Source organism: Chitinilyticum litopenaei DSM 21440, from assembly GCF_000428145.1.
Lineage (GTDB): Bacteria > Pseudomonadota > Gammaproteobacteria > Burkholderiales > Chitinibacteraceae > Chitinilyticum > Chitinilyticum litopenaei.
Map to the genome: position 1 here is coordinate 89,939 of NZ_ATZJ01000007.1, position 13,569 is coordinate 103,507.

A 13,569-nucleotide genomic window follows, 5' to 3' on the forward strand; every position below is an offset into this window, starting at 1 on the left:
TAGCCACGAATCTCGGCACCGCTGGATGTGGTGCGGGTCTTGCCGGGCGAACCTGCCAGGCCGTCGACACATTTTGGCCGCTGCTGAATGCCCGTATAATCGGGCGACACGGCCCCGTGTGCCGTGCCCCCTTTTCGAGCAGGCCCGCCATGTCCCCATCCCCCGACCCAACCATCCACCCGGTTCAGCTGGATCACCGGCCCGACATCCGCCTGATTGCCTGCGACATGGACGGCACGCTGCTCGACGACGAGCACGCCATCCATGACGATTTCTGGCCGCTGATCGACGAGCTGCACCGCCGCGGCGTGCTGTTCTGCCCGGCCAGCGGGCGCCAGTATTACAGCCTGCTGGAGCGCTTTGCGCCGGTCGCCGACGAGCTGGTCTTCATCGCCGAAAATGGCAGCTATGTCGTCCAGCAGGGCGAGGAGCTCAGTTCGGACTGCCTGGCACTCGACGACGCGCGCGCGCTGCTGCGCGAATACCGCGCGCTGCATGCGCAGCACGCCGACGTGAATGTCGTGCTCTGCGGCAAGCGCTCTGCCTATATCGAAGCGACCGATGCGGCCTTCCGTACCGAGGTGGACCGCTATTACCCGCGCCTGCAGGTGGTCGACGATCTGCTGGCGGTCAGCGATGACATTCTCAAGGTCGCCCTCTTCACCCCGCGCTCGTCGGAAGCGCTGATCCTGCCGGCCTTCGGCGCCTGGCGCGCCAGCCATCTGGTGGTGGTGTCCGGCCAGCACTGGCTGGACATCATGGCGCCGGGCGTCAACAAGGGTTCCGGGATTCGCCATATCCAGCAGCTGCGCGGCATTACGCGCGAACAGACCATGGTGTTCGGCGATTTCCTCAACGACCTGGAAATGATGGACGAAGCCGCCTACTCCTTCGCGATGGCCAATGCCCATCCGCTGCTGAAGGAACGCGCGAATTATCTCGCGCCGGGCAACACCGACAATGGCGTGGTGCGCACCATCAAGGCCGTGCTGGGGCTGGACTGACCCCGCTTCCGTCTGGCCGGCGATCTGCGCAATCTGGAATACGCTCGACCGTATGTAGCTGCAGCCATTTACCTTTCTTGGCTGCAACCCCATACCCATCAATCAGGATTCGAGATCGCTGTTCCAGTCGTCCGGACGGATCATGGCGTTGCCAAAGCGCGAATACATGCCCTGGAACACCAGCGGCACGCGACCAACCGGGCCGTTCCGGTGCTTGCCGACGATGCACTCGGCGAGGCCCTTGTGCGGGCTGTCCGGGTTGTAGTACTCGTCGCGGTACATGAACATGATCAAGTCGGCATCCTGCTCGATCGCGCCGGATTCGCGCAAGTCGGACATCATCGGACGCTTGTCGGTACGCTGCTCCACCGAACGGGAGAGCTGCGACAACGCGATGATGGGCACCTTCAGCTCCTTGGCCAGGCCCTTGAGCGAGCGCGAAATTTCGCCCAGCTCGGTTGCGCGGTTCTGGTCGCGCGCGCCGGCGCGCCCCGCCATCAGCTGCAGGTAATCGATCACCACCAGGCCCAGCTTGCCATTGTGCTGGCGCGCCAGGCGCCGGCAGCGCGTGCGGATATCGAGTGCCGTCAGCGCACCGGTTTCCTCGATGAAGATCGGCGCCTCCGAGAGCTTGCCCACGGCGTGTGTGAGCTTGAGCCAGTCCTCGTCATCGAAACGGCCGGTTTTCAGCTTGTGCATGTCGATGCGCCCCACCGAGCCGACCATCCGCATGCCCAGCTGCGTGGCGCCCATTTCCATCGAGAAGATGGCCACCGGCAGCTTGAGCTCGCAGCCCACATGCTCGGCGATGTTCACCGAAAATGCCGTCTTGCCCATCGAGGGGCGGCCGGCGACGATGATCAGGTCGCCGGGCTGCAGGCCCGAGGTCATTTTATCGAGGTCAATGAAGCCGGTGGCGGTGCCCGTGACTTCCGAGGGGTTTTCCTGCTGATAGAGGTGATCGATGCGCTCGACGATTTCCTTCAGGATTGGCGGCATGGCGAAAAAACCCTGCTGGCCCTTGCCCGACTGCTCGGCGATCTGGAAGACCTTGGATTCGGCCTCGTCAAGCAGCTCCTTGGCCTCGCGCCCGCCGGGACTGTAGGCGGCATCGGCGATTTCGGTGGCGACGCTGGCGAGCTGGCGCATGACCGACTTTTCGCGGACGATTTCCGCATAGCGCCGGATATTGGCCGCCGATGGCGTGTTCTGCACCAGGCTGCCGAGGTAGGCCAGCCCGCCCACATAGACGAGGTCGTTGTTGGAATCGAGCGCCTCGGAGACGGTGATCACGTCGGCCGGGCGGTTCAGCTCGATCAGCTTGGCAATGACTTCAAAAATGCGCCGGTGGTCATCGCGGTAGAAGTCGGCAGCAAACAGGATGTCGGCAATGCGGTCGAATGCGCCGTTTTCCAGCAGCAAGCCGCCCAGCACCGATTGCTCGGCTTCCACCGAATGCGGAGGGAGACGGAGGTTTTCCAGTTGCGCGCTGTCATACGCGGCAGTAGCATCTTGCAGATTCATGGACTCGGGCCAGCTGACAAACTCAAGCCGGCCATTCTACTTTCTGCCCGCATGCAGTGCATCCGCAAATCCGTACTTGTTCCCCATTCAGCCGACCAGATGTATGAACTGGTCGTGCGCTGTGAAGATTACCCGCGCTTTTTGCCCTGGTGCGGCGGCGTGGAAATTCATGAGCAGAGCGCGACGGTGCTCGATGTGACCGTGCGCATCGAGTTCATGAAGATCAGCAGTCATTTCCGCACCCGCGATACGCTTGAGCCCAACCGCATCCTGATGGAATTCGTGGACGGGCCGTTTCGCCACTTGCGCGGCGAGTGGCTGTTCACGCCGCTGATGAGCGATGCGTGCAAGATCGAATTCGAGCTGGACTACGAGTTTTCCAGCAAGACGCTGGAGGCCGTCATCGGCCCGGTGTTCAGCAAAATCACCTCCACCTTTGTCGATGCCTTCATCCGCCAGGCCGACAAGCTTTATGGTTGAAACCATGCCGCAGATCACCGTTGAAGTGGTTTACGCCACCCGCGAAAAACAGAAACTGGTCAACATCAGGGTCGAGGAAGGCTGTAGCGCCGCGCAGGCCATCGAACGCTCGGGGCTCTTGGCCGAATTCCCGGAAATCAATCTTGCCGCCAGCAAGATCGGGATTTTCGCCAAGATGGTGAAGCCGGAAACGGTGCTGCGCGACAAGGATCGCGTGGAAATCTACCGCCCGCTGATTGCCGACCCGAAGGAGGTGCGCCGCCAGCGCGTGGCCGACGGCAAGGTCATGAAAAAGGGTGGTGGCGAGGCCTGAAGCAGCCTTAAGGTTCGTTTTTGCGCCCGCCGGTCAGCAGCACGCCGGGCGCTGCACTCTCCGGCTTGGCGGCCTGACGCTGTTCGCGCTCGCGCAGGATGAACCAGGCCAGGATGGCCAGCCCCAAGAGGGCAGCCACAAGCAGCAGCAAGATCTTGATCATTGTTTTTCCAGGGTTTTCGTTGTCTCGCCGCGCAGTCATGGCTGGCGGCTGGTTTGCGCACAAAAGCAGCAGGCACATTAGACCGTCAAAAGCGCTTTGCCAAGTTTTTCCAGCGTGGCATCATCCGCCGCCTGCCACCATTCGTCGGATTTCCCTGAAATGCCCAGCATTCTTATCACCGGTTGCTCGTCCGGCATCGGCCATCATGCCGCGCATGCGCTCAAGGCGCGCGGCTGGCGCGTGTTTGCCTCGGCACGCAAGATCGAAGATGTCAGCCGCCTGCGCGCCGAAGGCCTGGAGGCCATCCTGCTTGATGTCGCTGACAGTCATTCGATCGAAACGGCCGTGCAATGGCTGGCCGGCGAAACGGGTGAGCGCCTCGATGCACTCTTCAACAACGCCGGCTTCGGCGTGCCCGGTGCGGTGGAAGACCTCAGCCGCGCGGCCCTGCGCCACCAGTTTGACACCAATGTCTTTGGCAGCATCGAGCTTTGCAATGCCATCCTTCCCTGGATGCGCAAGGCGGGCAGCGGGCGCATCGTGTTCAACAGCTCGGTGCTCGGCTTTGCCGCGATGCCGATGCGCGGCGCCTACAACGCCAGCAAGTTCGCCCTGGAAGGCTTTGCCGACACGCTGCGCCTGGAACTGGCGGGCTCCGGCATACATGCCATCCTGCTGGAGCCCGGCCCCATCCGCAGCGAATTCCGCCGCAATGCCGCGCGTGAATTCGCGCACTGGGTGGCCGCGCGCCAGACCGGCCTGCATGCCGCGCGCTATGCTGCGATGCAGGCGCGCCTCGCCACTGAGGGCGACGCCACGGCCTTCACCCTGGGCCCGGAAGCAACCAGCCGCGCCCTGTTGCGCGCCCTGCAGGACCGGCGCCCGGCGGCACGCTATCGCGTCACCACGCCGACACAGGTGTTCTGGTATCTGAAGCGCTGCCTGCCCACACGCTGGCTGGACCAGCTGCTGAACAGGGCGGGATCCTGATACTAGCAATGGGTATTGCCCTGCAGCCTTTCATGCAAAAAGGCTGTAGCCACATACCTGCGAGCAATAACCAGCAACAAACCGGATGCCGCACTGCGTATTCCATCCTGCATGTTCAGGATGCGCAGCGCGGCCCGGCGCGGTATGCTGAAAGCCTGTCTTCGCTGCCCGAGCAAGTGTATGCGCTCCTTCCTGCTGCCCACCGTGCTGCCCCTCCTGCTGCAATTCGCGCTGAGCCTGAGTGCACAGGCTGCGCTGCTGACGCCCGCCGAGGCCGACCAGCTCGGCGACCGGGTGTGCAAGCCGGCCAGCAACGGCCTGCTGGATTGCATGCTGCTCGATGCCCCGGTCGCGCCGGGCAACGATGCCAGCATCGTGCCGCTGCCGCAGTATGAATTCAGCGGCGAACAGTTTCCCCCGCCCTTTACCGATCAACCCAACCGCCCCACCCTGGATCCGCTTCCGCCCCGCCTGCCGGGCCGCTCGGTCACCATTGCCTGGGACATTGGCTACGGTACCGCCGCGCAATACTGGGAAATCTGGGACAACGGCCAGTTGCGGGTGCGCAGCCGACAGTTCAGCCAGCGCAGCCTGCTGAAAAACCAGGCGGAAGGCAGCGAGCCACTGGCCGGCATCGATACGATTTCGGTACAAAGCGGCAGCCATACGCTGGACGGCCTCGCCGAGGGGCGGCATGAATTCGATGTGCGCCTGTGCAATACCGATCGCAACAGCAAGCCGGTCTGCACCGTTGTCACGGCCAGCACCTGGGTCGGCGAAGACGCCGACGGTGCAAGCGGAGCTGCCAGCGCCGATGGCGAGGCCAGCTTTGAAGGCTTGCCCAGCCCGCCGGAAATCGCCTGGTTCCCGCAGATCAATACCGGCGAGCCATTCGAGCTGGCGTGGAACATCTGGTGGGGCAAGCCGGGCAGCTACTGGCAAGTGCTGCTGGATGGCAAGCTGATGCATGAGTCGCGCAGCTTTCGTGAATCCACGCCGCACAGCCAGTCTGCCGCGATGGCCATCAGCGGGCTGTTGCCCGGCGTGCACAAGCTGACGGTGCGCCTGTGCAACCAGCTGCTGTGTACCGAAAGCCAGCCGGCCAATCTGGAGGTGCTGCTGCCGCCCGAGCAGGGGGTACGCCCGCAAGTCAGCCTGGAACGCGGCACGCCGGACAGCATGATCCTGAGCTGGTCGATTCCGCAGGCCAGGGTCAAGGCCATGCCGGAACGCTGGCGCCTGCTGGATGGCGAAGGCGGCCGCGAAATAGTCGAACCGGCAGCTTTGGGTCGCTGGCAAACCGGCATTCGCAACTGCCAGGTGAATGAACGCCAGGCCCCGGCCATCAGCACCGTCAGCTACTGCAGCGAAACACGCCTGCCAGTCGGGGGCTTGCCGGAAAGCCTGGTGGTCGAAGTTTGCCGTGGCGAGGAATGCCTGCAGAGCACGCCGCGCGCACTGGCCAGCCGCGCGCCGGACAAGCCCGAATAAAACCCTCCGGATTGTGCGGGGCCTATTCAGTTAACTCAGCTGCAGGTGAAAAACCGCACTCCCTCAATTTGGATAAAACATGCGAAAAACCATCGTATTAATTACAATTATATTCACAACCGCCGCGTATGCAGAGGAGTGCAGCACAATAAAAAACGCAAAAACACGACTATTTTGCTACGACAAATTACACAAACCATCCAATCAAACAAAACAATCAAAAATTCTTTCAGAAGAGCAAATAGCAATTAACTCAGCATTGCACGCCCTTAGACGCTTACAAAGCGCGGTTCGCTCAGGACTGAATAAAATCCAGTATTCAGATCAGAAAATCGATATGCACCAAGCTGTTGATGAATCACTTCGATCAATCCCCGATAGCGACATAAAAAAAATTATCATCAAAACATCCGAGCACTATGATTTTGCAGGTGAAGTTTGGAATAGCTTATTCACCACCACGTATGCCGATAACTTCTGGAACTTACATGAAAGCAGACTTGAAAAAGAGTATGGCGTTCGTCGCTATGACAGCCGCCACCAGAAAACAGGTGTAGAGGCCATATCCCAGAAATCCCTTGATATAGACACGATCTTCTTGCAAGTAATTTGGCAGGCAGCAAATAGGCAACTTGCTGTTGCAGAGCTTCTGAACTCGCAACGCAGCTTGAATGATATGCGCGCAATTCCATTTCTAGCCGCAGTTGATCGCTATTATGCAAAAATTAACGCAAATGAAAATTTAGCAGAGGAGGCTCTCGCCTCTTTGCCCAATTGGCCAGAAGCTCGGCAGCATGCCGAATTCGATGATCTTCCTACCCCATCTGCAGCACCAAAAGCCTCACCCCAAACTGAGCCGAAACCCCAATATTTCACGGACGAGCTTTGAAGCTTGAGCGATCGTGAATGCCAGAGGCTCTGACTCTGCTCAGTTGCGGGCATGGCCCAGCCGGTACTCGCGCAGCCCTTCAAACTGCGGCAAGACCAGGGCGAGGTGGCTCAGCGGCGAGCCCGCGCGCTTGTTGAGCGCGACACAGACGAAATGCCACTCCTGCAAGCCCTGTTTCATTTCGATGCTGATGCTGCCGCCGGCGACGACATAACCGTGCGCGTGGGCAAACTGCCGCAACTCGTCCTCGCTGATCCGCGCATCCTCGGCAAAGCGCAACGTCACGGCGATTGCCGGGCGCGAGGGCAACCAGCTCTCCAGCCGGCCGCCCCACATCATGCTGCTGACGCACAGCAGCGTCAGCAGCATCGCCGCCATGTAAAAACCCAGGCCGATCAGGATGCCGATGGTGGCGGCAGCCCACAGCGAAGCGGCCGTGGTGAGCCCGCTGATATTGAAGCCCTCGCGCATGATGACACCGGCACACAGAAAGCCCAGACCACTGACGATGCCCTGGATGACGCGTGTCGGATCGCCGGCGGCAGCCGCGCCCCCCAGGTGCTGGGCCAGCTGACCGCCAAACCAGTATTGCGGGTAGCCAACGGCAACCACCAGCGCCGTCGAGGCCATGCACACCAGGCCATAGGTGCGCATGCCGGCCGCGCGGCCACGGTAGCTGCGCTCATACCCCAGCAGGAGCCCCAGCAGCATCGAGCCCAGCAAATGCAGGCCCATGACCAGATTGGCGGTGACTTCCGGCAAGGACCAGTATTGGGCAAAGAGTTCGGCATGCAGCATGGCCCGCCTCCGCAAGGCTGATGCTTGCAACTTAGCCTGTCCGGCCGTACCGGGGGGGGATTTCCCGGCCTGACGGCGGCCTTGAATACGCTTCAGCGGCCTGATGAACAAGGTTTACGTGGCCAGAGTGTCACTGCGGGCATACAGCGCCAACCCTTTTCAACGCAGAGGCGCAGAGAAAAGTGCAATGTGCTTTGTTCACTCTGCGTCTTTGCCGCTCTGCGTTGGGTTTCGACTTGGCCCTGCAGCAAGGCTGGCGCGGTTGAGGTGGCGCACTTCAGGAAGCTGCTTGCCGCCTCAATCGAAACTGAGCGTGTAATAGGCATCGACCGAGCTCTTGTCGACACCGATGCGCGTCACCAGCGCCCAGCGCCGGCTCAGCGTCAGCGAGAATTTCACCGCATCGCTCAGGCCATCGACGCTCTTTTCCAGCGAGACGCGCAATTGCCGCGTCATCTGCTTGCTCACCGAGAAAATCTGGCTGTTGCTGCCGTCCTCGTTGCGCTCGGTCCGGTAGCCCACCTCATCGATGCCGACCGAATCCAGAAGGTCATCGGTCAAGCCCTTGCCGCCCCCGCTACCGGCCATGCTGTTGAGCATCTGCAGCAGCAGCGCACTGTCGGATTTGTCCATGCCCGAAGCGCTGTGCCCGAACATCAGCCAGGACAGTTTCTCGGTATCGGACACCACCGGGTCGGAATACAGCGCCACCCGGGGCGAGCGAGCGGTGCCGCTGACCTTCACACCGGCATCGACCTGCGGATTGCGGCGGATGGCGAGGATGTCCAGGCCCGGATTGTCGAGCGGTCCCTGGAAGGACAGGATGCCGCGCTCGATGTCGAGCTTCTGCCCGTAAGCGCGGAACTGCCCACCCTCTTCGACCCGCACGGTACCGGCGCCGTGCAGCGGTCGCCCCGGCTGTGCGCGCAGCCGCAACTGGCCGGCCAGCAGGGCATCAAGACCGTAGCCGCGCACGCGAAAATCCTGGCCGAGGTCCAGATCGAGCTGCATGGCCATTTTCATCGGGCGTTCATCGCTTTTCGTCTCGCGCCCGCGCACGACGACATCGTCGGACAATTGCGGCACCTGATTGTCGACATACTGGATGTCCCCCTGATCGGCCTTGAATGCGCCACTGACCTGCAGCGCGCCGTCGGCGATTTTCAGCTGACCCTGCCCTGAAGCCACCAGCAGCATGTCGGCCTTGCTGACCAGCGTAAAACGCTCCAGTTTCAGCGTGGCGACGGCATTGAGCTGCTCGCTGTCCAGCGCCAGCGTGCCGCTGCCGCTGAGATTGCCCCGCCCGCCCCGGAACTGCAGCTTCTCCAGCAGGATCTTGCGCTGATCGAGCCGCAATGCCAGTTCGCCCTCGCGCAGGGCGATACCCGTTTCCGGATCGGTCACCAGCAGTTGCTGGCCGGTCAGCCTGCCGGTGAATTCCGGGCGCGCCGGCGTACCGGACACATCAACCCGGGCCTTCAGCTGGCCGCCAAGTTTGACATCGGTGCCCAGCAGGCCAGCCAGGCGAGCAAGATCGGGGATATTGCCATCAACACTCAATGCCACCGGGGCCTGCATGGCAATACCTGTACCCGTATCAAACTGGCCACTGCCCTTGAGTCCCAGCTGCCCGACCCGATTCGCACGAAGCTCTCCCGCCAGTTGCAAGCGGTTGGCCACACTCGCCAGATTCAGCTCCAGCTGTTCCAGCCCCAGCCATTGCGTGCGCGCACGCGGTTGGGCTGGCAACCAGCCCAGATCCCCCTGCAGACGCCGCACACCAAGCTTGCCATTGAGCACACCGTCGTAGACCAGATCCCAGTCTGCGGCAGCCTGCAGATCCCCCCGCAGCGCGGGCAACGGCGCGAAGGCCTGCCAGTCAGACATGGCGAGCTGCGGCACGGCGCCGCGGCTCAACCAGCTGCGGCCATCCCAGCGCAGGTATTGCAGTGCCAGCGTGCTGGCGCCATAGCGCAGCTGCAGGGGGCCGACATCCAGACGCTCCGGACCGGCGGTAATGCTGACGGGGGCCAGCAACTGCAGCGGCTTGTGCCATTGGCCGTTGAACTGGCGCAGCTGGCCCTGCCACTGCCAGCGCTCGTCCAGCCCACCAGCCAGGGCCAGCTCGGCACTAACGCCCGTTTGCTGCGGCAAGCGCAGCACAAGCCGGCCCTCATGGCGGGCGCGGTTGCCATCGATGTCGGCGTCGACCTGTTCGATGACGGTGCCTTCGACCGTCAGCTGCTGCAGCCGGGCCACCAGACTGAAAGGCCCGCTGCCATCCGGATTGAGGCTGGCGGCAAGCGTGCCCTGATTCAGCGCCACACCGAAGGGAGTGCTCAGCCCGCCCAGCTGCAGCTCGGTCGTGATGCGCGGATTGCGCAGCGCACCGCTGAGCGTGGCGCTGCCCTGGATGCGCCCCGCAAAACCTCGTCCCAGCTGCTGCAGCTCGGGCAAGGCCAGCTGCAGGCGCAGGGTGTCGCTCGTCAGGCCCAGGCTGCCCCGCGCTTCGACGCGGTTGCTGCCGAGGCTCAGCCAGGCATCGACCTCGCGCAGTCGCTGGTCGTCCAGCTGCAGCTGGCCAAGCCCGGCCAGCGCGGCGCCATTGAAGCGGCTGTCCTGCAGCCGGTAATCGAGCCTGGCACGCAGCTGCGGCTGCACGGCGCCGGTGGCGCGCAATTCGCCGGAAATCTGTCCGGCCGGCAGCGCCAGCCATTCGGCGGGGTCCAGATTGCGAAAGCGGCTGTCCAGCCGGAAATCCAGCGCCTGTCCAAGACCCAGTTCGCCCTTGAGCTCCAGCTCGCTCTTGCCGCGCTGCAAGGCCAGCTTGCGAATGGCCAGGCGGCGCTCGCGCTCGGGATTAAGCCAGCCCAGGCTGGTCTGCAGGTCGACCTTGCGGCTGCTGTCGCTGAGCGCGAGTTCGATGTCCGGTGCCAGCCAGGGGCCATTGAGCGCCAGCTTGCCACCCAGCTTTGCCGCGGGCTGGCGTGACCAGAATCGGGCAGGATCCAGACTGGCGAGCGTGGCAGCCAGGCGGATCTGCCCATTCTGGAGGTGAACATCGGCCATGATGCGGCCATCACCCAGGGTATCAAGCCGCAACCCTTTCAGGTAAAGGGCCTCGTCCTTATACTCAACGGCAGTATTGAGTTTTGTCACGGGAATGGCGTGCAGGTCGGCGCTGGCAGCGCGGCGGTTTTCCAACTGCAGGGAGCCGCTGGCCTGCCCCTGCCCCAAGGGCTTGAGCGTCAGATGAATGTCCAGATCGGCTTGCGGCAGCGTCGCGACAAACGAGCGGGGATTCAGCCCGCGCACTGCCACCTGGCCGGATTTCACGATCTGGTAGCCGTGTTCGGCAAAGGCATCAAGGTTCAGCGTGGCGTTGGCGCGCACCGGCTGACCGTCCAGCCGCGCGGTGAGGGCCAGATCACGCAGCGGCCCTTGCGCCTGCAGACGAGCCTGCAAGGCATGCCCCTCCAGCTCGCCGTCAAAACCCAGGCGCGCGGTCAGTGCGAAGGGCTGGCGACCATCAAGACTGGCCGTCCCCGTGAGCATTCCCTGCGGCAGCTGCAACTGCCGCAACAGCAGCTGGTGCTGGCGTCCGCTGCTGGACAGCTCGGCCTGCAGCGCACTGAGCACCAGTTGCCGGTCGACATGCAAGCGCCCCAGTTGCAGGCGATCGATGCGCAAGGCCAGCGGCAGGGTGAGATCGGTCGGCGGCGGCCCCGGCGGCTTGCCCGGTGCCTGCGGCTTGGCGCGATAATCGAGCGTGCCCACATCCAGCTCAGTGATATCCAGACGACGCACCAGCAGGGAATAAGGCTCCCAGGCAATCAGGGCGTGATCGATGGCGATGCGCTGTGCCGGGGTTTCCACCTGCAGGCCGCGCAATTCCAGCCGCGACCAGAACGATCCTTCCAGCGCCTGCAGCTTCACCGTGCCGCTGGCATTGATCCTGTCCAGCAGCCAGCTGCGCCCGGCACTGCTGTCCAGCCAGGCCAGGCCTGCGGTCAGCAGCAGCGCGGGCAGCAGCAGCAAGGCCAGCAGCCCCCAGACCAGCCAGCGCAGGACGCGGCGGTGCCAGGGCCAGCGCTGCTTGCCCGCAGGTGGTGGTGAGGCTGGGGTGGGAGGTGCACTCACAGCGCCAGCCCCATCGCCAGGCTGATGCGCCATTTGCGCGGTTCCAGCCCGTAGGCCAGATCGGCGCCCAGTGTGCCGACCGGGCTGATCCAGCGTGCGCCCACCCCCACGCCAGCGACCGGATCCAGCGCCGACCAGCTATCCTGCGCGCCGCCATAATCGGCAAACACGGCGGCACGCCAGTCCTTGTAGACCTGTTGCTGGAATTCGATGGCCGCCGTGGCCAGCACCCGCGCCGGGAAGGTGGCGCCGCCACTCTGGATGCCCAGGCTTTGATAGGTGTAACCACGCACGCTATTGCTGCCGCCGGCACGGAAGAGCCAGTCGCTGGGCACCAGCTCGGGCGCATGCGTGAAGGTCTGCCCCAGCTCCAGCCTGCCGATCAGCAGCTGTTCGGAGTTCAGTTTCAGGTAGCGCACGGCCCGGCCGTACAAGCGCAGAAAGTCGGTATCCGACAAAAGCGACTTGGCACCGCCGCCGGCTTCGAACTGCAGCAGCTCGCCATCGCGAGGATCTCGAATGCTGTCGATCTCGCGGCTTTTCCAGATGTAATTGACGGTCAGCGCCTGCGGGCGCTGGTCGATGCCATCACCCTGCCGCTGCTCGGTCTGGTATTCCAGCGCCAGTGTCTGGTCAAGGGTGAATTCCTGCTTGCTGCGTGTAATCCCGGCCGTGTAACTGTGGGAGTCGAGGCCGGCAATGTCGCTGCGCACCAGATCGGCATAGCCGCTGAGGTCATAGCCCCATTCATCGCGCGGCAGGCCGACATTCACGTTGTAGCTTTGCTCGCGCTGTTCGAGATTGACCTTGCCGGCAAACACCCAGCCCTGGTTGAACAGGTTGAGGTAGCGATAATCGACGGCGGTACGAAATCCGGTATTGGTGGTGAAACCGACACCAAAGCCCCATTTGTGCAAGGGCGCCTCTTCCACCCGTACATGCACCGGCGCAGCGTAGGGCGGTGTCTCGGGGTAGTCGGCATTGATCAGCACAGAGGCAAACTGGGCCTGGTTTTGCAACTCGGTCTGCAAGCCAAGCAGGTCGCGGCGCCGGTAGGTGTCGCCTTCCTGAAAACGGATGTGATTGCTGACCAGTTGTTCCGGATAGCGCTGCAGCCCTTCGATCAGGATGGGGCCATACACATAGGCCGGGCCGCTATTCAGCGTCAGCGTCAGTGCGGCCGTGCCCTGCTCCGGGTCGATGTCGGCGAGGCTGCCGACAATGCTTGCCGTCGGATAATCGCGCACCTGCAACCTGTCGAGCGCTTCGCGCTTGGCCTGATCCCACTGGGCCTGGCGAAAGCGCTCGCCAACCGGCAGGGGCCAGGCTTCGGCCAGCCTGCCACGCAGGCGCTGCAGGCTTTCGGCATTGTTTTCGATATCGCCGGCGAGCGCGATGCTGACCGAAGTCACGCGCACCGGCTCGCCCTCCGCGACATACAGCTGAATATGCGGTTTGTCCGCTTCGCCGTTCTGGTCGATGCGGATTTCGGGCTTGAAGTAGCCTTCGGTGGCCAGCAGCGCACGGATGCGTTCCGGCGCGGTGTCGACCAGACGGGCCAGTTGCTCGGCGCTGACGCGCTTGTCACCTTGCCATTTGTACAGTTCGAGGTGCTTTTCCAGCAGTTCGGCGATGTCGGAAGACGCATGCACGCTCACCCGGTATCGAATGGCGGCGACCTCGTCGCCGGCCGCGATGGCAACAAGCGGTGCGGCGGCAAACAAGGCAAGAATCAGGCGCGAGCTGGACATCCGTGGGCGAACAGGGCGAAGAGGTG

Annotated in this window: 11 protein-coding genes; 6 read left to right on the forward strand and 5 right to left on the reverse strand. The window is 63.1% G+C overall.

Annotation, left to right across the window (positions count from 1 at the left end):
• The first annotated feature begins 149 nt into the window (after nucleotides 1-149).
• Nucleotides 150-1,004 carry a Cof-type HAD-IIB family hydrolase gene (locus C515_RS0104870; protein ID WP_028454621.1) on the forward strand — a complete coding sequence of 285 codons (855 nt, stop codon included), beginning with the start codon at nucleotides 150-152 and terminating at the stop codon, nucleotides 1,002-1,004.
• 102 nt (nucleotides 1,005-1,106) lie between these two features.
• Here C515_RS0104870 and dnaB read toward each other — a convergent pair whose 3' ends face one another.
• The gene (gene dnaB / locus C515_RS0104875; protein WP_505621170.1) at nucleotides 1,107-2,522 is read right to left on the reverse strand and encodes a replicative DNA helicase; all 1,416 of its coding nucleotides are present in this window, start codon (nucleotides 2,520-2,522) and stop codon (nucleotides 1,107-1,109) included.
• A gap of 57 nt (nucleotides 2,523-2,579) precedes the next feature.
• Between dnaB and C515_RS0104880 the strand changes: the two genes are divergently transcribed.
• Nucleotides 2,580-3,008 carry a type II toxin-antitoxin system RatA family toxin gene (locus C515_RS0104880; RefSeq protein WP_028454623.1) on the forward strand — a complete coding sequence of 143 codons (429 nt, stop codon included), beginning with the start codon at nucleotides 2,580-2,582 and terminating at the stop codon, nucleotides 3,006-3,008.
• A 4-nt stretch (nucleotides 3,009-3,012) separates the two neighbouring features.
• Nucleotides 3,013-3,321, forward strand: coding sequence for an RnfH family protein (locus C515_RS0104885; protein WP_043648192.1), 309 nt, complete (start codon nucleotides 3,013-3,015; stop codon nucleotides 3,319-3,321).
• A 7-nt stretch (nucleotides 3,322-3,328) separates the two neighbouring features.
• On the opposite strand, the gene C515_RS23985 is transcribed toward C515_RS0104885, so the two are convergent.
• Nucleotides 3,329-3,484, reverse strand: a complete 156-nt coding sequence (locus C515_RS23985) for a hypothetical protein (RefSeq protein ID WP_158380779.1) — start codon at nucleotides 3,482-3,484, stop codon at nucleotides 3,329-3,331.
• Between the two features lie 159 nt (nucleotides 3,485-3,643).
• Between C515_RS23985 and C515_RS0104900 the strand changes: the two genes are divergently transcribed.
• From C515_RS0104900 to C515_RS23475, 3 genes are all read left to right on the forward strand, one after another.
• Nucleotides 3,644-4,474, forward strand: a complete 831-nt coding sequence (locus C515_RS0104900; protein WP_028454625.1) for an SDR family NAD(P)-dependent oxidoreductase — start codon at nucleotides 3,644-3,646, stop codon at nucleotides 4,472-4,474.
• A 180-nt stretch (nucleotides 4,475-4,654) separates the two neighbouring features.
• Nucleotides 4,655-5,965 carry a chitinase N-terminal domain-containing protein gene (locus C515_RS0104905; protein WP_028454626.1) on the forward strand — a complete coding sequence of 437 codons (1,311 nt, stop codon included), beginning with the start codon at nucleotides 4,655-4,657 and terminating at the stop codon, nucleotides 5,963-5,965.
• 79 nt (nucleotides 5,966-6,044) lie between these two features.
• On the forward strand, nucleotides 6,045-6,854 hold the full coding sequence (locus tag C515_RS23475) for a hypothetical protein (RefSeq protein ID WP_144290346.1): 810 nt from the start codon (nucleotides 6,045-6,047) through the stop codon (nucleotides 6,852-6,854).
• 39 nt (nucleotides 6,855-6,893) lie between these two features.
• Here C515_RS23475 and C515_RS0104910 read toward each other — a convergent pair whose 3' ends face one another.
• The 3 genes from C515_RS0104910 to C515_RS19570 form a co-directional block, all read right to left on the reverse strand.
• On the reverse strand, nucleotides 6,894-7,652 hold the full coding sequence (locus C515_RS0104910) for an MgtC/SapB family protein (protein WP_028454627.1): 759 nt from the start codon (nucleotides 7,650-7,652) through the stop codon (nucleotides 6,894-6,896).
• Nucleotides 7,653-7,949: 297 nt separating this feature from the next.
• Entirely contained in the window at nucleotides 7,950-11,792 is a 3,843-nt protein-coding gene (locus C515_RS0104915) for a translocation/assembly module TamB domain-containing protein (RefSeq protein WP_144290347.1), read from the reverse strand.
• Complete coding sequence (locus C515_RS19570; RefSeq protein WP_051304644.1) at nucleotides 11,789-13,543, reverse strand: autotransporter assembly complex protein TamA; 1,755 nt, start codon at nucleotides 13,541-13,543, stop codon at nucleotides 11,789-11,791. The genes C515_RS0104915 and C515_RS19570 overlap by 4 nt, the downstream gene beginning before the upstream one ends.
• Between the last annotated feature and the right edge of the window lie 26 nt (nucleotides 13,544-13,569).